A 20,960-nucleotide genomic window follows, 5' to 3' on the forward strand; every position below is an offset into this window, starting at 1 on the left:
AAGTGGTCTCCGCTACGCGAGCGGACCGCCGAAGATGTCGATTGTGCCTTCTTTGAGGGTGACAATTGCACGCTTGGTGCTCTTGCGCTGTCCCCAGCCGAATTTGGTGCGCTTGCGCTTACCGGCACGGTTGATGGTGTTGATCGAGTCAACCTTGACCGAGAAGATCTTCTCAACGGCCAATTTGATCTCGGTCTTGTTCGAGCGAGGGTCCACCAGGAAGGTGTACTTGCCTTCGTCGATCAGACCGTAGCTCTTTTCCGAAACGACGGGTGCAAGCACGACGTCGCGCGGGTCCTTGATGGTGGTTACGCTCACTTGGAGGCCTCCTCGTTCTTGGCCTTGTCAGCGACGAACGCCTCGAAAGCAGCCTTGGTGAAGACCACGTCGTCGGAGACAAGCACGTCGTAGGTGTTCAACTGGTCTGCGTACAGAACGTGAATACCTTCGAGGTTGCGCACGGAGAGTGCAGCAACATCGTTGGCGCGCTCGATCACGACGAGCAGGTTCTTGCGCTCGGAGACTGCACGCAGCGAAGCCAGTGCTTCCTTGGCGGACGGCTTGGTGCCGGCTACCAGTTCAGCGATGACGTGGATGCGGCCGTTGCGGGCGCGGTCAGACAGGGCGCCGCGGAGTGCAGCAGCCTTCATCTTCTTGGGGGTGCGCTGGCTGTAGTCACGAGGGGTCGGACCGTGGACAACGCCACCGCCGGTCATGTGAGGAGCACGGATTGAACCCTGACGGGCGCGGCCGGTGCCCTTCTGCTTGAACGGCTTGCGACCTGCACCGGAAACCTCGGCGCGGGTCTTCGTCTTGTGGGTACCCTGGCGTGCAGCAGCGAGCTGTGCGACGACGACCTGGTGCAGCAGCGGCACGTTGGTCTGGACGTCGAAGATCTCTGCAGGCAGGTCTACCTTGACAGTGCTAGTCATTTAACTAGGCTCCCTTCACGGCGGTGCGTACGAGTACGACCTGGCCGCGGGCACCGGGGACGGCACCCTTGATAAGGAGCAGCGACTTCTCAGCGTCAATGGCGTGAACCGTGAGGTTCAGCGTGGTGTGACGCTCGGCGCCCATGCGGCCGGCCATTTTCAGGCCCTTGAAGACGCGGCTCGGGGTGGATGCGCCACCGATGGAGCCAGGCTTACGGTGGTTCTTGTGGGCACCGTGGGAAGCGCCAACGCCGTGGAAGCCGTGACGCTTCATAACACCGGCAAAGCCCTTACCCTTGGAGGTGCCGACGACGTCGATCTTCTGGCCGGCTTCGAAGATCTCAACAGAGAGCTCCTGGCCCAGCTCGTAGGATGCGGCGTCTGCGGTACGCAGTTCGACGACGTGGCGGCGAGGAGTTACGCCAGCCTTTTCAAAGTGACCAGCCAGCGGCTTGGTGACCTTGCGGGGGTCGATCTGGCCGTAGCCGATCTGTACGGCGACGTAGCCATCTACCTCTGCGTTGCGCAGCTGGGTGATGACGTTCGAGTCAGCCTGGACAACAGTTACCGGGATGAGCTTGTTGTTCTCGTCCCAGACCTGGGTCATGCCGAGCTTCGTGCCCAGCAGGCCCTTTACGTTACGGGTTGCGGTCATAGTCTCTCAGCACCTCCCTAGAGCTTGATTTCGATGTTCACGTCGGCGGGCAGGTCGAGACGCATAAGCGAGTCAACAGCCTTCGGCGTGGGGTCGATGATGTCGATCAGACGCTTGTGAGTACGCATTTCGAAGTGCTCACGGCTGTCCTTGTACTTGTGAGGAGAGCGAATAACGCAGTAAACGTTCTTCTCCGTCGGCAGCGGCACCGGGCCGACTACCGTTGCGCCTGCGCGCGTGACCGTCTCAACGATCTTCCGCGCTGAAACATCAATGACCTCGTGGTCATATGACTTCAGCCGGATGCGGATTTTTTGTCCCGCCATGTCGCCTGACTCTCTTTCAGCTAGTGCTGCTCTAGTTAGGGCTGCTCTGTTTACTTACCTGTTGATGTGGCCGCCGAAGCGTTTGAGGATTTACCACCACACGCCGCACAAGCTGAATCCGGAGTAATCCGGGTTCCTCACCTTGTCGGCGCACCGACCCCCGCGGTCGGGCGTGTCGCGATTTCCACGCAAACTCGACCGCAATCATGGGGTTCAGGGTTATGTTTGGGCTTCAGCCTGGACCCTGACACCCGGCATTATCCGGATCGGGACACGAAGAAGCGCTTGAACAACTCATCCAGTATGGCGGAAATATGGTGTAAAGGCCAATCGACCCATAGGAGCCATTGCCCGGCCCCCATCCGGTGAGGATGATGGGGTCATGAACGCCCAGGATTCAGGCTCCGTGGAAGATCTCGCCGCCCGTCTCCGCCCGGGATTCACCCTGGGTGTCGCGGCCGCCGCATTCCAGATAGAGGGTTCGCTGACCGCCGATGGGCGTGGACCGTCCGGCTGGGATGCATTCTCTGAAAAGCCCGGGGCAATAGTCGACGGCGGCTCCCCCACCGTGGCGTGCGACCACTATAACCGTTCGGACGAAGACATCGCCTTGATGCAGGAGCTCGGAGTGGACTCCTACCGCTTCTCGCTCTCCTGGCCTCGCATCCAACCTGGCGGCAAGGGCGCCGTCAACCAGCGGGGGCTGGACTTCTATGATCGCCTGATCGACAAACTCCTTGCCGCAGGCATCTCCCCCATGGCCACGTTGTACCACTGGGACACCCCGCTGGAGTTGGAGCATGCCGGTGGGTGGATGAACCGGGACACTGCCGAACGTTTTGCTGTCTACTGCCAAGCCGCAGCCGAGCGCTTCGGGGACCGCGTTGAGCACTGGGTCACCATGAACGAGCCTGTGTCAGTTACCGTGCAGGGATACGCGCTGGGAGTGCATGCACCAGGCCGGCAGCTGCTTTTCGACTCCCTGCCTGCCGCACATCATCAACTGCTGGGACATGGAATGGCTGTCCAGGTCCTTCGAAGCGCAGGGGTCAAAGGACAGATTGGCGTGTCCAACATGCACTGCCCCGTTGAGCCCGCAAGCAACAGTCTCGGCGATCGGCTGATGGCGCAGGCCCTGGATCTGATCCTCAACCGCATCTATGCGGATGCGATACTGCTTGGCCAATACCCCAAGCCACCCCTGCCCATGAAACCGTGGTTCCGCTCGCTGGGTACAGTTCACGACGGCGACCTTGAACTGATCAGCCAAACCTTGGACTTCTATGGACTCAACTACTACTACCCGGTGAAGGCTGCGGCTGGCCCCGGTCCGGCGGAGATACCCACCGGAAGGTCGCCGGAGATGACCAAGGTTCCCTTCCACTTGGCCGCGTACCAGGAGTACGAGACAACCGGGTTCGGCTGGCCGGTTGCACCCGAGTACCTTGCGTTGCTGTTACGCGAAATGAAGGACCGGTACGGTGAAGCACTTCCTCCCATATACATCACCGAAGGCGGAGCCAGCTATCCCGAACCTGCCCACGTTGAGGGACCCGTCCAGGACACCAACCGCATCACCTACCTGGCTGAACACCTGGGCCATGCACTGACTGCAACCGGCCCTGGGGGCATCGCCGAGGATGTGGATCTACGCGGGTACTACGTCTGGACCTTGCTGGACAATTTTGAGTGGGCCGCAGGCTACTCGCAGCGATTCGGCCTGATCCATGTGGACTTCGAAACCCTGGAAAGGACACCCAAGGATTCGTTCTACTGGTACCGATCACTGGGCCGCGCACGTCACCGGCACATATAGCCCGCCTGAGTTAACTCAATTCTGCCGTTCTAACGCCGTCCTATTTGTTTTTGTTGGCGCGCCGAATCCGCTTTGCGCGTTCGATCTCGCCCTTAAAGTTCTTTCGACCCCACAACACGCCGCCGCCGATAGCCGCAATGACTGCCAGGAAAATCAGGAATTCCATGGTGCGCTCCTCTCCGTAGACTGCAACATTATCGGATTCCGTCATGGGTCCGCGCAGGAGGGACATCACTCGGATTTCCGCCCTCCTGCGGTCCGCCTGTATTGCTTGGCGGCTTCCGGTTCAAGCGCCACACAGCCAGCACAATCAGGCCCAGGGCGACGAGGGCCAGCATCGCAAAGGCATAGGATCGCAACGACCACATGATGCTCAGCGCAACGGCGATGGCACCCCACCAGACCAGTACCCGCTCGGCCAGCAAAAGGCCAGCGGCCAGTAGCAGGACATGTGCCACGAGTACGTACAGCTGCTGCGATGAGGTACCACCGACGATGGTTCCCAGGGACGTAAGAGACAGTCCGCCTGCTGCACTACAAAGCCGGATCAGGCCATCCGCCCGCTGCCCCTTCATGTAGCGCAGCCCTGCTATAACGGCACCAGCCATCACGTACCACTGCGCGGCCCAGAACCAATCAGGTTTGGATGCATCCACAAAGAGCACCGCCCGTTGGAGGGCTGCAACAGAGACCAGCCCTGCAACCTCAGCGGCCAACCATTTACCGTGCGGAACCTCAGCCACCACCAGCACCCCGGTGGCGACCACCAGGATAAACCCGACCATGGATGTTTCGTCACGCCCGAGTCCCACCGCCGCCGATGACGCAACCGCCAAGGCTGCAGCGGCAGCCAGGGAATTCCGCCGCCAGTCTTCGTCCCTCATGGCGGGTCCGCCGAAGGTCTTTAGCGAATAAAGGAGCACGGCGGTACCGACTCCGCCAATGAGCCAAACAGCGTAATCACTCCAGATGCCCGCAGGCAGTCCTTGGAGCAACCCGTCGACAGCAGGAATCGCCCCTACCAGTACCGCCGGAGCGGCTGCCGCGTAAAGGGCAGGCACTCGTTCAAAGTGTGAGGCTGCGAACAGAACACAGGCCAGGACCAACACAGACAGTCCGGTCAGGGAGTAGGAAACACCCAGTGTCAGGAAGCCGCCCGCCACGGTGAACGCAATGGCAGAGATGAGCCAGAACCACCTCTCCGCAGCACCCCTGACTGCACCGGCAGCCATCTTTTCCGGCCGGAGCACGGCTCTGGCGGCAATCATCGCCATAGCCAGCGTGAGCAAGACAACGGGTACTTGGGCCTTGTCCAGCAGCGGTTGGTGCAGCCACGTAGGTACAGGGAATGTGAGCGCGGGTCCGGCTGCGATGACTCCCGCCCCTATCGCCGCGACACCGAAGTATTGGGACCCGCGTGCACCGAGGACACGCCAGGTGACCGCAGCGGAAGCCGGGACCAGCGCCAACTGAAGCAGTACCACCCAGCGGCCGCCGCCGTCGTAATCTCCTGCGAGCAAGTACGCGAACGGCAGCAACAGTTGGGCAGCTAAGGTGGCCTGAACGGTTGCCTCTTGGAAAGCGACATCGACGCCGCGCCTACGCAGGAGCAAAGTGAGCACATGCTGCAATGCGAGCACCAAGGCCAAACTGATGGCCACTGCTGCCGGTGAGTCCGTAACATCGGCGACCGTCACAGCGATGAAGGCGCCCCCCAGCGCCCGTGCGGCCAGCAGGTATCCACCCCGGATCAATCGGCCGCTTACCACGCCCATCATGAAACCGCTGTAGGCAGCAAAGATGCCCAGCAGGATTTCGACGTCCCGGATATTCCCCAGCCGAAGAGCCACGAGCAGTACAAACGCCGCGGGAGCGAAGATCCAAGCTGCGGAGTGGCTTCGGAGAATGGCACTGACCAGGACGGCAGCAAGGGCAGTTGTTACGGCGGCAACACCCGGCTGCCAGCTGTCACGTACGCTCCACGCTCCAAACGCCATGGTGAACGTAAGGAAGGTGGTGGCCGCGGCCATGACGACGACCACAGCGCCGGCATCGAGTACGGACGCACGTGGGTAACGGCGTCGGTTGCCGGCATGCAGGGAAAGGAACAACTGGAGTGCAGCGGCAATGACCACCACAAGTCCTACAGCGGGAGTTTCAGCCGCGAGGCGAATGTTCCAGCCGTCGCGAGTTGCATCTCCATAGGCCGATGCGACCAACGCCGTGCCGGTTGCCCGAGCCAGCCACCAGTAGCACTGCCTGTGGAAGGAGGAAGGTATTCGGAGGGCCGTGACCACAAGGTAGGCAAACAACGCCAGAAGCACAGCATTTCCCAGCGTCCAGGACACGAATGCTGCTGCCATGCCACCGGCGATAACCGAAGATGCCGGAGCGATGACCTCAGCCACCGTGGGGCGCCACGCAACCTGGGCATCTGGCACCCGACGGGTTCCCGGAAACATCAGGAGGCCCGTGACCAAGCCCGCCGACAAGACGAGCAGGACAGCTGAAGCCACTGCCGGGTGTCCGGCACCGTCATCGAAGACTGGAAGGACAAGAAGCCCTGCCACCGCGATACCGCCGAAGCCGGCCACGGAAGCTTGCGGGGCCAACAGACGGACTCCCCCACGTTCTAGCCCGGCGCTCACAAGTTGCTGTACGGCGGCCACGGCCACCAGCGCTATCAGGGAGTAAGCAGTCCTGTCCGGATTTCCGGTCAGCATGCCTGCCACACCGGCGGGCGCTGCCAAGGTCAACGCAATCCGTCCCGCCAGAATCAAGTACTGGCGGGAAGTAACTGGCCTAATCGTCGCCCGCACGAACCAGTAAAGTGCGGCTGAAGCCAAGAGGGCCGCGACGGTCCATGCACCCAGCAGGCCACTGAGCGCACCGCTCACCCCGAGCACCACGGCCGGGGCGAACTCCATGCCTTGGCCCAGTTTCCAACCAACCACCATGGCGGTCAGCATTGTCACGGACAGGGGAACGTAGTTGGGAAGGTCGAACGCCCCGAACTCCAGCACAACAGTGAGTATGGCCGAGGCGATCAGTTGCAGGGCCACACAGGAGACGGCGTCATACCACCAGAAGCGCGGCAACAACTTTCGGCCGCCGAAGGCAACTGCCAGGGATTGAACACCGAGGCAGACTATTGCTGCCAACATCACGGAGCTCACGTCAGCGGTGATGTCCCATACCATCCCAAGGACGGCCAGTGTCAGCGCAGCCCTGGCAGCATAAAGATGCTGCATCCTGTAACGAGCCCGCGGAACGAAGAACATGACAGCAAAGTAGATGCCGCACATCAACATCACCCAGGTGTACTCGCCCTTCGACAAAAGCTGCGGAGTGAAGGTCACAGCAACGGCCACGAGGGGAACCAAGGAGGGGTGCAGCACCATCAGCGGACGGACATACAAGGGAGGCAGCCACTTGGGACGCAGCAGGGAGACAACAGTCAGGAGAATGGCCACGCCGATGAGTGCCGTGAAGTACCAGACCAAGGCGCCCCCAAGAACGGAGACACCGGACCACGCCGTTGAGACGACGAAACTCAGCGAGAGGAAAGCCAGGACCTTGTTGTCCAATTTCACTGCTGTGTAGGCATAAACAGCCGTGCCCAGCAACGACGTGACCAGCCACGCGGCAGGACCGTTGTGGAGAACGAAGTTGTACATGGCCAAGCCGGTCACGGGGATGAGCGCGAGGCCCGTTCCGACGAAGGCAACCGCAGCTGGTCGCAGGCGGGGAATGCGGGAATGGATCACCATACCCGACACGTAAAACAAGGCAGTGATGAACCAAATACCCACGAAGCGGAAGACCGCAGGGAGGCTAGTGCCCACGAACAACGCCCCTGCGGCTACCAGCAGGAGGCTGGCCACGTAAAGGGTGACGTTGATGTTCTGCTGGTCGCGCTTCGCCTTGCGGGCAGCGGCAGCTTCGGGGGTTTCCCGCACAACCGGAGGCTGCTGAGCAAGGAAAGGTGCCTGCGATTGAGGGCCAGGCTGCTGCGGGCCGGATCGCTGCGATGAAGGCGGGACGGCCTGCCGCGTTGAAAGCGGGACTCCCGGGCTGACGGGCTGCTGGGTAGGCGGTTGGAAATACTGCGCTTGGTTCGGCAAGGGATGCCGGACAGCTGGTGCTGGCATGGAGGGCTGGGCCGGCAAGGGGGGCTGCGTCGGCAAGCCTGCGGGCGACTGACTGTACGGCGGAGCCACAGGCGGGCTCACAGGGGACGGGATGACTGTCACGCTCGAAGGTCTGTCCGCAACCTGCACCTTGGCCGCAGCGTCCCGCCAACCAGCCAGGTGGCCGGCGAGGTACCCCGCTTGATATGCGGCGTGGTCCGGGTTGGAAGAAGCATCGGACGAGTGCCTCCGGCGGCCATTAGCCAACCCGACCGCAAAGCCAACCCCGCCGACGATGACGATGAGCAGCAGTAAGAGGAATGCAGTCATGGAAGCTCCTAGGTTACGCCGGACGCGGCCGCTGCGCGGCCTTTATCCATTCGATAGAGTAACTGTAGCAAAAAGAACCCCACCGCCGTAGCGGTGGGGTTCCCTTAGCTAACTACCGGCTGGGCCGGAGCGTCACCGATCTACAAGTAGAGACTACTTGATGATGCTGGTGACACGTCCCGAACCAACGGTGCGGCCGCCTTCGCGGATAGCGAAGCCGAGGCCCTCTTCCATAGCGATCGGCTGGATGAGCGCAACGGTCATCTCAGTGTTGTCGCCAGGCATAACCATTTCCGTGCCTTCCGGCAGGGTGATAACGCCGGTTACGTCCGTGGTACGGAAGTAGAACTGCGGGCGGTAGTTGGAGTAGAACGGGTTGTGACGTCCGCCTTCGTCCTTGGAAAGGATGTAGACGTTAGCCTCGAAGTCGGTGTGCGGGGTGATGGAACCCGGCTTGACGACAACCTGGCCACGCTCGACATCGTCGCGCTTCAGACCGCGGAGCAGGAGGCCACAGTTCTCGCCGGCCCATGCTTCGTCGAGCTGCTTGTGGAACATCTCGATACCGGTAACCGTGGTCTTCTGGATCGGGCGGATGCCGACGATCTCAACCTCGGAGTTGATGGCGAGGGTTCCACGCTCGGCGCGGCCCGTAACAACGGTGCCACGACCGGTGATCGTGAAGACGTCTTCGATCGGCATCAGGAACGGCTTGTCGCGGTCACGTACGGGGTCCGGAACGGACTCGTCGACAGCTGCCATCAGGTCCTGGACGGACTTGACCCAAACCGGGTCGCCTTCCAGCGCCTTGAGGCCGGAAACGCGAACAACCGGAGCCTCATCGCCATCGAAGCCCTGCGAGCTCAGGAGCTCACGAACTTCCATTTCGACGAGGTCGAGGAGTTCTTCGTCATCAACCATGTCGGACTTGTTCAGTGCGACCAGCAGGTAGGGAACACCAACCTGGCGGGCGAGCAGAACGTGCTCACGGGTCTGAGCCATCGGACCATCGGTTGCGGCAACCACGAGGATTGCGCCGTCCATCTGGGCAGCACCGGTGATCATGTTCTTGATGTAGTCAGCGTGACCCGGGGCGTCTACGTGTGCGTAGTGGCGCTTCTCGGTCTGGTACTCCACGTGGGAGATGTTGATGGTAATACCGCGCTGGCGCTCTTCCGGAGCAGAGTCGATCGACGCGAAGTCGCGCTGCTCGTTGAGATCCGGGTACTGGTCGTACAGCACCTTGGAAATGGCGGCAGTCAGCGTCGTCTTACCGTGGTCAACGTGACCAATGGTGCCGATGTTGACGTGCGGCTTAGTCCGCTCGAACTTTGCCTTTGCCACAGGTTCCTCCTAGAACGATTTCAAGTGAAGTGCTCCTCGGCCGCGCTTTTCGCGGCAGAAACTTTAGCAAGTCTACTTGGGGGCTTGGTTTTGGTGAAATTGCAGATTCAGGAACCAATGGTAGTTCCTCGAGCCTGTTTGCGCAGGGGCCGGGCCGCGGCTGTCGCCGCAGCCCCGCCTCAAGCGCTCAGATGCCTTCCCGATACCGGAATTGCATCCGTTACCGGGAGATTACTCGCCGCGGGTTTTCTGGATGATCTCGTCGGCTACTGCCTTGGGGACCTCCGCGTAGCTGTTGAACGTCATGGAGTACACAGCACGACCCTGGGTCTTGGACCGCAGGTCACCGATGTAGCCGAACATGCCGGACAGCGGAACGTGTGCACGGATAACCTTCACACCTGCTGCGTCTTCCATGGACTGCATCTGGCCACGACGGGCGTTCAGGTCACCAATAACATCACCCATGTATTCCTCAGGTGTGCGGACCTCAACATCCATCAGCGGTTCAAGCAGAACAGGGTTCGCCTTGCGTGCAGCTTCCTTGAAAGCCATACGGCCGGCGATCTTGAACGCCATTTCCGAGGAGTCAACGTCGTGGGACGCGCCATCAATCAGCGTGGCCTTGATGCCGACAACCGGGTAACCGGCCAGGACGCCGTCGTTCAGTGCATCCTGGATACCAGCGTCAACGGACGGGATGTACTCGCGGGGAACGCGGCCACCAGTGACCTTGTTCTCGAACGCGTACAGCTCGCCGGAAGCGGTGTCCATGGGCTCGATCGCAATCTGGATCTTTGCGAACTGACCCGAGCCACCGGTCTGCTTCTTGTGCGTGTAGTCAAGGCGCTCAACGGCGCGCTTGATGGTTTCGCGGTAAGCAACCTGCGGCTTGCCAACGTTTGCCTCGACCTTGAATTCGCGGCGCATGCGGTCCACCAGGATGTCCAAGTGAAGCTCGCCCATGCCGGCGATGATGGTCTGGCCCGTGTCTTCGTTGAGGGAGACCTGGAAGGTCGGGTCCTCAGCGGAGAGCTTCTGGATGGCCGTGGAGAGCTTCTCCTGGTCACCCTTGGTGTTGGGCTCGATGGCAACCGAGATCACGGGCTCCGGGAAGCTCATGGACTCGAGGACGATCTGGTTGTTGGCATCACACAGGGTGTCACCCGTAGTGGTGTCCTTCAGACCGATGGCTGCGTAGATGTGGCCGGCGGTAGCGCCCTCGACGGGCATTTCCTTGTTGGCGTGCATCTGGAACAGCTTGCCGATGCGTTCCTTCTTGCCCTTGGTGGAGTTAACCACCTGGGCGCCTGCCTCGACGTGACCGGAGTACACGCGGACGAAGGTCAGCTGACCGAAGAACGGGTGCGCAGCAATCTTGAAGGCAAGGGCCGAGAACGGCTCGTCTGCAGACGGCTTGCGGGTAAGTTCCTTCTCTTCGTCGCGGGGATCGTGACCGATCATCGGCGGGACGTCGAGCGGGTTCGGCAGGAAGTCAACAACGGCGTCAAGCATCGGCTGGACACCGCGGTTCTTGAAGGCAGAACCACAGAACACCGGGTAGAGCTCAGAGTTGATGGTCATCTTGCGGATGCCGGCTTTGATCTCTTCGAGGGTGAGTTCTTCACCTTCGAGGTACTTCTCCATCAGCTCTTCGGAAGCCTCGGCCACAGTCTCAACGAGCTGTGCACGGTACTCTTCGGCCTTGGCCTGGAGGTCCGCCGGAATTTCCTGCACTTCGTAGGAAGCGCCCATGGTGACGTCACCCTTTGCGTCGCCAGGCCAAACCAGGGCGCGCATTTCGAGGAGGTCAACAACACCGATGAAGTCGTTCTCGGCACCGATGGGCAGCTGCATAACCAGCGGCTTGGCACCAAGGCGGGAGATGATGGTGTCTACGGTGAAGTAGAAGTCAGCGCCCAGCTTGTCCATCTTGTTGACGAAGCAGATACGCGGAACGTTGTACTTATCAGCCTGGCGCCAAACAGTCTCGGACTGCGGCTCCACGCCTTCCTTGCCGTCGAACACTGCGACTGCACCGTCGAGGACGCGCAAGGAGCGCTCAACCTCAACCGTGAAGTCAACGTGGCCCGGGGTGTCGATGATGTTGATCTGGTTCTTGTCCCAGAAGCAAGTCACGGCGGCAGACGTGATGGTGATGCCGCGTTCCTTTTCCTGTTCCATCCAGTCAGTCGTCGAAGCGCCGTCGTGCGTCTCGCCGATCTTGTGGTTCACACCCGTGTAGAACAGGATGCGCTCGGTAGTGGTGGTCTTGCCGGCATCGATGTGGGCCATGATGCCGATGTTGCGGACCTTATTAAGGTCGGTAAGCACGTCCTGTGCCACGGGGTCTCCCTTTCGGATGGACTACACGTTCGCCGCCGGCTCAGTGAGCCGGCGGCGTCCGGAAAGTTTTTACCAGCGGTAGTGTGCGAAGGCCTTGTTGGACTCGGCCATCTTGTGGGTGTCTTCGCGACGCTTCACAGCGGCACCAAGACCATTGGAGGCATCCAGGATTTCGTTCTGGAGGCGCTCGGTCATGGTCTTCTCACGGCGGGCCTTGGAGTAGCCCACGAGCCAACGCAGAGCGAGGGCGGTGGAGCGACCCGGCTTGACCTCAACCGGAACCTGGTAGGTAGCGCCACCAACACGGCGTGAACGCACCTCGAGGGAAGGCTTGACGTTGTCCATGGCCTTCTTGAGAGCGGCAACGGGGTCGCCGCCGGACTTGGCACGTGCACCTTCGAGTGCGCCGTAAACGATGCGCTCTGCGGTGGACTTCTTGCCGTCGACAAGAACCTTGTTGATCAGCTGCGTGACCAACGGGGAGCCGTAAACGGGATCGGAAACTAGCGGCCGCTTAGGGGCCGGACCCTTGCGAGGCATATTACTTCTTCTCCATCTTTGCGCCGTAACGGCTGCGAGCCTGCTTGCGGTTCTTGACACCCTGGGTGTCGAGTGCGCCGCGGACGATCTTGTAGCGGACACCCGGAAGGTCCTTAACACGACCACCACGGACGAGCACGATGGAGTGCTCCTGGAGGTTGTGGCCAACACCGGGGATGTAGGCGGTAACTTCTACGCCACCGTTGAGGCGCACACGTGCCACCTTACGGAGAGCCGAGTTCGGCTTCTTGGGGGTGGTGGTGTAAACGCGGGTGCAAACACCGCGGCGCATCGGGCTGCCCTTCAGCGCGGGAGCCTTGGTCTTGGAGACCTTCGGCGTGCGGCCCTTGCGGACCAGCTGGTTAATCGTAGGCACTTTCGTGTTCTCCGTTGTTTGATCTCTGCCCCCACACACAGGCGCCAGCCAGTGTAAACGTGGGAACTTTGGCGTTGCTCGTGCAGCCGGCCGAAACTCCGGTAGGCGTGCAAAAGTGCGGCATTCGTTGCGCATGTTGCCCGCAACCCGGAAACAGGCTCCACCCAGCACCATGAGAACAAAACCAAAATGATGCTGCGGCGGCCTTCATCCACTGCCACACAGAACAATTACCAAAAGTCTAGCACGGCTTGATCTGGCGCCTTAATCGGGTGTATGGAGGACGACGGCGAAACCGGGCTGCCGCCGTCGTCCTCCACTCCCCCGGGTCATCGCGCGAAAAGCCGTCGTTAACGGGTCGGGCCCCGCACTCATGGAGTACGGGGCCCGACCTTTACAGCGTCAACTTACCGGTTCAGCGGAAGTCGTTGCCGAGGTCGTAGTCATCCAGCGGGATGGCGTGGAACTCGGGAGCGCCGTCGCCACCCAGGGCGTCATAGGAGAAGTCGGTGAAAGCGCTGGGGCCCGTGAACAGGCTTGCCTTTGCTTCTTCCGTCGGCTCCACAGTGACCTCTGTGTAGCGGGGCAGACCCGTACCAGCCGGGATGAGCTTACCGATGATGACGTTTTCCTTGAGGCCGAGCAGAGGATCGCTCTTGCCTTCCATGGCCGCCTGCGTCAGGACGCGGGTGGTTTCCTGGAAGGAAGCTGCGGACAGCCAGGACTCGGTAGCCAAGGAAGCCTTGGTGATACCCATGAGTTCCGGACGACCCGAAGCCGGGGCCTTGCCCTCGGACACGACGCGGCGGTTCTCGTCCTCGAAGCGGGCGCGCTCTGCAAGCTCACCGGGGAGCAGGTCGGAGTCGCCGGATTCGATGACGGTCACGCGGCGCAGCATCTGGCGGACGATAACCTCGACGTGCTTGTCGTGGATACCAATACCCTGGCTGCGGTAAACGCCCTGAACCTCGTCCACAAGGAACTTCTGTGCGGCACGGGGGCCCATGATGCGCAGAACCTGCTTCGGGTCCACCGGACCGTTGATCAGCTTCTGGCCGACGCTGACGTGCTCGCCATCCTCGATGAGGAGACGTGAACGGCGCAGCACCGGGTAGGCAATCTCTTCGGAACCATCGTCCGGAGTGATCACCAGGCGCATCTGGCGCTCGGACTCTTCGATGGTGATGCGGCCGGCTGCTTCAGCAATCGGGGCGACACCCTTCGGAGTACGGGCTTCGAAGAGCTCCTGGATACGGGGCAGACCCTGGGTGATGTCGTCGCCACCGCCGGCGGAAACAGCACCACCGGTGTGGAACGTACGCATAGTCAGCTGGGTACCGGGCTCACCGATGGACTGTGCGGCGATGATGCCCACGGCCTCGCCGATGTCCACGGTCTTGCCGGTGGCCAGCGAACGGCCGTAGCAAAGTGCACAGGTGCCCACCTTGGACTCACAAGTGAGTACGGAGCGGACCTTGACCTCGGTGATGCCTGCAGCCAGCAGCTGGTCGATAACGACGTCGCCGCAGTCAGTGCCGCCGGCAGCCAGGACGTTGCCCTGGGCATCGACGACGTCGACGGCCAGCGTACGTGCGTAGGCGCTGTTCTCCACGTTCTCGTCCAGGACGAGCTCACCGTTGGAATCCGGCACGGCGATCGGGGTGACCAGACCACGTTCGGTACCACAGTCCTCTTCGCGGACGATGACGTCCTGCGAAACGTCCACCAGACGACGGGTCAGGTAACCCGAGTTGGCGGTACGGAGAGCGGTATCGGCCAGACCCTTACGGGCACCGTGCGTGGCGATGAAGTATTCCAGAACCGACAGGCCCTCACGGTAGGAGGACTTGATCGGGCGAGGAATAATCTCACCCTTCGGGTTGGCCACAAGACCACGGATACCCGCGATCTGGCGGACCTGCATCCAGTTACCACGTGCACCGGAGGACACCATGCGGTTGATGGTGTTCATCGGGGACAGGCTGTCGCGCATCGCCTGGGCGATTTCGTTGGTTGCCTTGTTCCAGATTTCGATCAGTTCCTGGCGACGCTCGTCGTCGTCGATCAGGCCCTTGTCGTACTGGCCCTGGATCTTGGCAGCCATGTTCTCGTAACCGGCCAGGATGGCAGGCTTGGAAGTAGGCACCTCGATGTCGGAGATGGCAACCGTGACACCCGACCGGGTGGCCCAGTAGAAGCCGGCATCCTTCAGGTTATCCAGCGTGGCCGCGGTAACAACCTTCGGGTAGCGCTCGGCGAGGTCGTTGACGATCCGGGACAGTTCGCCCTTATCAGCAACAGCCTCGACCCACGGGTAATCCTCGGGCAACGTCTGGTTGAAGATGACCTGGCCCAGGGAGGTTTCAACGAGAGCCGGCTGACCGGGCTCCCAACCTTCCGGAGCTTCCCACCCTGCGTAAGGCACGAAGTCGTCCAGACGGATCTTCACCTGGGAGTTCAGGTGCAGATCACGGGCGTCGTACGCCATGATGGCTTCCGAAACCGAGGAGAAGATGCGGCCTTCGCCGGCGGAGCCGACGCGCTTGGTGGTCAGGTGGTAGAGACCGATGATCATATCCTGCGAAGGAAGGGTCACCGGACGGCCATCGGACGGCTTCAGGATGTTGTTCGAGGACAGCATCAGGATGCGTGCTTCTGCTTGGGCTTCCGGGCTCAGCGGCAGGTGTACTGCCATCTGGTCGCCGTCGAAGTCAGCGTTGAAAGCGCCACAAACCAGCGGGTGAAGCTGGATTGCCTTGCCTTCCACAAGCTGCGGTTCGAAGGCCTGGATGCCGAGGCGGTGCAGGGTAGGTGCACGGTTGAGCAGCACCGGGTGTTCGGTGATGATCTCTTCCAGCACGTCCCAAACCTGCGGACGGTAACGCTCAACCATGCGCTTTGCCGACTTGATGTTCTGAGCGTGGTTGAGGTCAACCAGGCGCTTCATCACGAACGGCTTGAAGAGCTCCAGGGCCATCTGCTTGGGCAGACCACACTGGTGCAGCTTCAGCTGCGGGCCAACAACGATGACCGAACGGCCGGAGTAGTCAACGCGCTTGCCGAGGAGGTTCTGGCGGAAACGACCCTGCTTGCCCTTGAGCATGTCGCTCAGGGACTTCAGCGGACGGTTGCCCGGACCCGTAACGGGACGGCCACGACGACCGTTGTCGAAGAGGCTGTCAACAGCTTCCTGAAGCATGCGCTTCTCGTTGTTGACGATGATCTCCGGAGCACCGAGGTCAAGCAGTCGCTTGAGTCGGTTGTTGCGGTTGATCACACGGCGGTAGAGGTCGTTGAGGTCGGAGGTCGCGAAGCGGCCACCGTCCAGCTGGACCATCGGGCGCAGTTCCGGCGGGATCACCGGGACGGCGTCGAGCACCATGCCGAGGGGGCTGTTGTTGGTGGTCAGGAACGCGTTGACAACCTTCAGGCGCTTCAGGGCACGCGTCTTACGCTGGCCCTTGCCGTTCTGGATGGTGTCGCGCAGTGACTCGGCTTCAGCCTGCATGTCAAAGGTCTCGAGGCGCTTCTTGATGGCCTCGGCACCCATGGAGCCCTCGAAGTACAGTCCGTAACGGTCGCGCAGTTCGCGGTAAAGGCCTTCGTCGCCTTCAAGGTCAGCGACCTTGAGGTTCTTGAAGCGGTCCCAAACCTGCTCGAGGCGCTCGATGTCGGCGTCGGCACGCTTGCGGACGTTCGCCATCTGGCGGTCAGCAGAGTCGCGGGCCTTCTTCTTGTCGGCAGCCTTGGCGCCTTCGCCTTCAAGACGGGCAAGCTCGTCTTCAAGGTCGCGGGCGATCGTGGCGATGTCGCTGTCGCGGTTGTCCACCATCTGCTTCTTCTCGAGGTCGTGCTCGACCTGGAGGTTCGGCAGCTCAGCGTGGCGGCTTTCGGTGTCAACGCTGGTGATCATGTAGGCAGCGAAGTAGATGACCTTCTCAAGGTCTTTCGGTGCCAGGTCCAAAAGGTAGCCCAAGCGCGAGGGAACGCCCTTGAAGTACCAGATGTGGGTTACAGGCGCGGCCAACTCGATGTGGCCCATGCGCTCACGACGCACCTTGGCGCGGGTGACTTCAACGCCACAACGCTCGCAAATGATGCCCTTGAAGCGGACGCGCTTGTACTTACCGCAGTAGCATTCCCAGTCGCGGGAAGGGCCGAAGATCTTCTCGCAGAAGAGGCCGTCCTTCTCGGGCTTGAGCGTGCGGTAGTTGATGGTTTCCGGCTTCTTGACCTCACCGTAAGACCATCCGCGGATGTCTTCCGCGGTGGCGAGGCCGATCTGCATGAGGCCGAAGGAGGATTCGCTGGACATATGGTCCCTGTTCTCTCTTGTTCTCTAAATTCTGAAGTCTTGGTTACGGGAAGAGGGAGTTGTTCCGACGGACAGTTGTTGAGGCTGCCCGCCGGAACAGCTGCTAGACCTCTTCTACGGAACTGGGCTCTGCACGAGACAGATCGATGCCCAGTTCTTCCGCAGCCGTGAAGACTGCGTCATCAGAGTCACGCATCTCGATCGTTGTTCCATCGGTGGAAAGAACTTCCACGTTCAGGCACAACGACTGCATTTCCTTGATCAAGACCTTGAAGGACTCGGGAACGCCAGGCTCAGGGATGTTCTCGCCCTTGACGATGGCTTCGTAGACCTTCACACGACCATGGATGTCATCCGACTTGATCGTGAGGAGTTCCTGAAGGGTGTAAGCGGCACCGTAAGCTTCGAGCGCCCACACTTCCATTTCACCGAAGCGCTGGCCACCGAACTGAGCCTTACCACCCAGCGGCTGCTGCGTGATCATGGAGTACGGGCCGGTGGAGCGCGCGTGGATCTTGTCGTCCACCAGGTGGTGGAGCTTCAGGATGTACATGTAACCGACGGAGATCGGGTCCGGGAACGGCTCGCCGGAGCGGCCGTCGAACAGACGGGTCTTGCCGGAGGAGTCGATCAGGCGGTCGCCGTCGCGGGTCACGTTGGTGGAGTCAAGCAGGCCCGTGATTTCTTCTTCGCGGGCGCCATCGAACACCGGGGTGGCAACGGTGGTCTGGCCGGTTTCACGGGGCAGGTTCGGGAGGTTCTTTACCCACTCCGGCTCGCCTTCGATCTTCCAACCGGTCTTGGCAACCCAACCGAGGTGGGTTTCCAAGACCTGGCCAACGTTCATTCGACCCGGAACACCAAGCGGGTTCAGGACGATGTCCACGGGGGTACCGTCTGCAAGGAAGGGCATGTCCTCGATCGGAAGGATCTTGGAGATAACACCCTTGTTGCCGTGACGGCCGGCGAGCTTGTCGCCGTCGGTGATCTTGCGCTTGGCCGCAACGTAGACGCGGACCAGCTGGTTCACGCCCGGGGGCAGTTCGTCGTCGTTGTCGCGGTCGAAGACGCGCACGCCGATGACCGTACCGGACTCGCCGTGGGGCACCTTCAGGGAGGTGTCGCGGACTTCGCGGGACTTCTCGCCGAAGATCGCGCGGAGAAGGCGCTCTTCCGGGGTCAGTTCGGTTTCACCCTTAGGGGTGACCTTTCCGACCAGGATGTCGCCGGCTTCAACCTCGGCACCAATGTGGATGATGCCACGCTCATCCAGGCCCGCAAGGACTTCCTCGGACACGTTGGGGATATCACGAGTGATTTCCTCGGCACCAAGCTTGGTGTCGCGGGCGTCAATTTCGTGCTCCTCGATGTGGATGGAGGAAAGTACATCCTCAGCAACAATGCGCTGGGAGAGGATGATGGCGTCCTCGAAGTTGTGGCCTTCCCATGACATGAATGCCACGAGCAGGTTCTTGCCAAGGGCGAGCTCGCCCTGGTCCGTTGCGGGACCATCAGCAATGATGCCGCCAACTTCCAGGCGCTGGCCTTCGCTGACCAATACGCGGTGGTTGTAGCAGTTGCCCTGGTTGGAACGGGCGAACTTGTTGATGCGGTAGTTCGTCTCGGTACCGTCGTCGTTGATCATGACAACCAGTTCGGCGGAAACCTCGGTGACCACACCTGCCTTCTTCGCGATGACAACGTCACCGGCGTCGACGGCTGCTGCGCGCTCCATGCCGGTGCCCACGAAAGGAGCCTCGGAACGGACCAGCGGCACGGCCTGGCGCTGCATGTTGGCACCCATGAGTGCACGGTTGGCATCGTCATGCTCAAGGAACGGGATCAGGGCGGTTGCCACGGACACCATCTGGCGCGGGGAAACGTCCATGAACTGAACCTCGGCAGCGGGAACCAGAACGGGCTCGCCTCCACCACCGCGGGCACGGACAAGAACGGTATCTTCCGCGAACTTCTTGTCAGCATCCAGCGGAGCGTTGGCCTGTGCGATCAGGACCTCCGCTTCGTCGTCAGCAGTCAGGTACTGGACTTCGTCGGAAACGACGCCCTCGGAGACCAGGCGGTACGGCGTCTCGATGAAGCCGAACGGGTTGATGCGGCCGTAGGATGCCAACGAACCAATCAGACCAATGTTCGGGCCTTCAGGAGTTTCGATGGGGCACATACGTCCGTAGTGGGACGGGTGAACGTCTCGAACTTCCATGCCTGCACGGTCACGGGACAGACCACCCGGGCCAAGCGCGGACAAGCGGCGCTTGTGGGTCAGACCCGAGAGCGGGTTGTTCTGGTCCATGAACTGCGACAGCTGGGAAGTTCCGAAGAACTCCTTGATGGCTGCCACGACGGGACGGATGTTGATCAGTGTCTGCGGCGTGATGGCCTCGACGTCCTGCGTGGTCATGCGTTCGCGGACGACGCGTTCCATGCGGGAGAGGCCGGTGCGGACCTGGTTCTCGATCAGTTCGCCCACGGCGCGGATGCGACGGTTGCCGAAGTGGTCGATGTCATCGACGTCGACGCGAAGCTCGTGGTCTTCGCCGTCGCGCTTGCCCATGAGGGTCTTCTCGCCGGCGTGAAGCGCAACGAGGAACTTAATCATGGCAACGATGTCTTCAACGTGCAGGACCGAAGCTTCCTTGTCGCCAAGGGAGCGGTCGATGCCGAGCTTGCGGTTGATCTTGTAACGGCCAACCTTGGCAAGATCGTAGCGCTTGGCGTTGAAGTAAAGGTTGTCCAGCAGGGACTGGGCAGCCTCAACTGTGGGCGGCTCGCCCGGACGCAGCTTGCGGTAGATGTCCAGAAGCGCGTCTTCGCGAGTCTCGGTGGCGTCCTTCTCCAGCGTTGCACGCATGGAGTCGTACTGGCCGAACTCTTCCAGGATCTGGCCTTCGGTCCAGCCAAGGGCCTTCAGGAGAACCGTGACCGACTGCTTGCGCTTGCGGTCGAGGCGAACGCCGACCTGATCGCGCTTGTCGATTTCGAGTTCGAACCATGCGCCACGCGACGGGATGATCTTCGCAGTGAAGATGTCCTTGTCACTGGTCTTGTCAGCGGTGCGCTCAAAGTAAGCGCCCGGCGAACGGACCAGCTGGGAGACAACGACGCGCTCGGTGCCGTTGACGACGAACGTTCCCTTTTCAGTCATGAGGGGGAAGTCGCCCATGAACACGGTCTGCTGCTTGATTTCGCCCGTGTTGTTGTTCATGAACTCGGCCTTGACATACAGCGGGGCCGAGTAGGTGGCGTCACGGTCTTTACATTCGGCCATGGTGTACTTCGGGTCAGCGAACTCCGGCTCGGAGAAGCTCAGGGACATAGTGCCCTGGAAGTCCTCGATGGGGGAGATCTCTTCGAAGATGTCGGCAAGTCCGGAGGTGGTGGCGACGCTGAGGTCGCCCTCCTCGACAGCCTTCGCTACCCGCGCCTGCCAGCGTTCGTTTCCGACCAGCCAGTCAAAGCTGTCCGTCTGCAGGGCGAGAAGATTCGGAACATCAAGTGGTTCGTGAATCTTTGCGAATGAGAGGCGGCGGGTGGCACCATCGGTGCTTGCCGTGTTAGCGGTTTCGTTATTAGAGGTGCTCGAGGCGACCAAGAGGGATCCTTCCACAGACCTTCAGGCGTTTTCAGATCTCCCCCGTTTGCATCCTGCAGAGTGCTCCGCAGGATACTTGTTCCGGTTCCGCTATATGACCCGGACCCAGTCCGCTTATGACAGTGCACGTTTCGGAACGGCACGTCAATGACGCAGCTGAGAGGTAAAGCCCACCGCTATATGAAGGCTGAAGGTTAACAGGGAAGACGCAAATATCTACGATACGGCAAAGCAGCCTTT

Annotated in this window: 13 protein-coding genes; 1 reads left to right on the forward strand and 12 read right to left on the reverse strand. The window is 61.1% G+C overall.

What is annotated here, in order from left to right; all coding sequences use genetic code 11:
* Nucleotides 1–12: 12 nt before the first annotated feature.
* The 4 genes from rplW to rpsJ are packed head-to-tail and all read right to left on the reverse strand — an operon-like array spanning nucleotide 13 to nucleotide 1,913.
* Nucleotides 13–318: a 50S ribosomal protein L23 gene (gene rplW / locus ACIQTW_RS04910; protein WP_011775593.1), complete on the reverse strand. Its 306-nt coding sequence runs from the start codon at nucleotides 316–318 to the stop codon at nucleotides 13–15.
* Complete coding sequence (gene rplD / locus ACIQTW_RS04915) at nucleotides 315–932, reverse strand: 50S ribosomal protein L4 (RefSeq protein ID WP_091468992.1); 618 nt, start codon at nucleotides 930–932, stop codon at nucleotides 315–317. Before rplD ends, rplW begins: the two co-directional genes overlap by 4 nt.
* A 4-nt stretch (nucleotides 933–936) precedes the next feature.
* Nucleotides 937–1,587, reverse strand: a complete 651-nt coding sequence (rplC, locus tag ACIQTW_RS04920; RefSeq protein ID WP_011775595.1) for a 50S ribosomal protein L3 — start codon at nucleotides 1,585–1,587, stop codon at nucleotides 937–939.
* A gap of 17 nt (nucleotides 1,588–1,604) precedes the next feature.
* A complete protein-coding gene (gene rpsJ, locus ACIQTW_RS04925; RefSeq protein WP_003803825.1) occupies nucleotides 1,605–1,913 on the reverse strand; it encodes a 30S ribosomal protein S10 in 309 nt (102 codons plus the stop codon).
* Nucleotides 1,914–2,295: 382 nt separating this feature from the next.
* On the opposite strand from rpsJ, the gene ACIQTW_RS04930 reads away from it, so the two are divergent.
* Entirely contained in the window at nucleotides 2,296–3,729 is a 1,434-nt protein-coding gene (locus ACIQTW_RS04930) for a GH1 family beta-glucosidase (RefSeq protein WP_402934291.1), read from the forward strand.
* Nucleotides 3,730–3,769: 40 nt separating this feature from the next.
* On the opposite strand, the gene ACIQTW_RS04935 is transcribed toward ACIQTW_RS04930, so the two are convergent.
* The 8 genes from ACIQTW_RS04935 to rpoB all read right to left on the reverse strand — a co-directional run bounded on the left by ACIQTW_RS04935 (nucleotide 3,770) and on the right by rpoB (nucleotide 20,720).
* The gene (locus ACIQTW_RS04935) at nucleotides 3,770–3,895 is read right to left on the reverse strand and encodes a hypothetical protein (RefSeq protein WP_402934293.1); all 126 of its coding nucleotides are present in this window, start codon (nucleotides 3,893–3,895) and stop codon (nucleotides 3,770–3,772) included.
* Between the two features lie 28 nt (nucleotides 3,896–3,923).
* Nucleotides 3,924–8,189, reverse strand: coding sequence for a hypothetical protein (locus tag ACIQTW_RS04940; protein ID WP_402934295.1), 4,266 nt, complete (start codon nucleotides 8,187–8,189; stop codon nucleotides 3,924–3,926).
* Between the two features lie 153 nt (nucleotides 8,190–8,342).
* Nucleotides 8,343–9,533, reverse strand: coding sequence for an elongation factor Tu (tuf, locus tag ACIQTW_RS04945; RefSeq protein WP_011775598.1), 1,191 nt, complete (start codon nucleotides 9,531–9,533; stop codon nucleotides 8,343–8,345).
* A gap of 231 nt (nucleotides 9,534–9,764) precedes the next feature.
* Entirely contained in the window at nucleotides 9,765–11,879 is a 2,115-nt protein-coding gene (fusA, locus tag ACIQTW_RS04950; protein WP_011775599.1) for an elongation factor G, read from the reverse strand.
* Nucleotides 11,880–11,948: 69 nt separating this feature from the next.
* Nucleotides 11,949–12,419 (reverse strand): 30S ribosomal protein S7, encoded by a 471-nt coding sequence (rpsG, locus tag ACIQTW_RS04955; protein ID WP_003803829.1) that lies wholly within the window; start codon nucleotides 12,417–12,419, stop codon nucleotides 11,949–11,951.
* 1 nt (nucleotide 12,420) lies between these two features.
* Complete coding sequence (gene rpsL, locus ACIQTW_RS04960; RefSeq protein ID WP_009358312.1) at nucleotides 12,421–12,795, reverse strand: 30S ribosomal protein S12; 375 nt, start codon at nucleotides 12,793–12,795, stop codon at nucleotides 12,421–12,423.
* 415 nt (nucleotides 12,796–13,210) lie between these two features.
* Nucleotides 13,211–17,110: a DNA-directed RNA polymerase subunit beta' gene (locus ACIQTW_RS04965; protein ID WP_011775600.1), complete on the reverse strand. Its 3,900-nt coding sequence runs from the start codon at nucleotides 17,108–17,110 to the stop codon at nucleotides 13,211–13,213.
* Between the two features lie 103 nt (nucleotides 17,111–17,213).
* Nucleotides 17,214–20,720 (reverse strand): DNA-directed RNA polymerase subunit beta, encoded by a 3,507-nt coding sequence (rpoB, locus tag ACIQTW_RS04970; protein WP_402934298.1) that lies wholly within the window; start codon nucleotides 20,718–20,720, stop codon nucleotides 17,214–17,216.
* Between the last annotated feature and the right edge of the window lie 240 nt (nucleotides 20,721–20,960).

Source organism: Paenarthrobacter sp. NPDC090517, assembly GCF_044769165.1.
Taxonomy (GTDB): Bacteria; Actinomycetota; Actinomycetes; order Actinomycetales; family Micrococcaceae; genus Arthrobacter.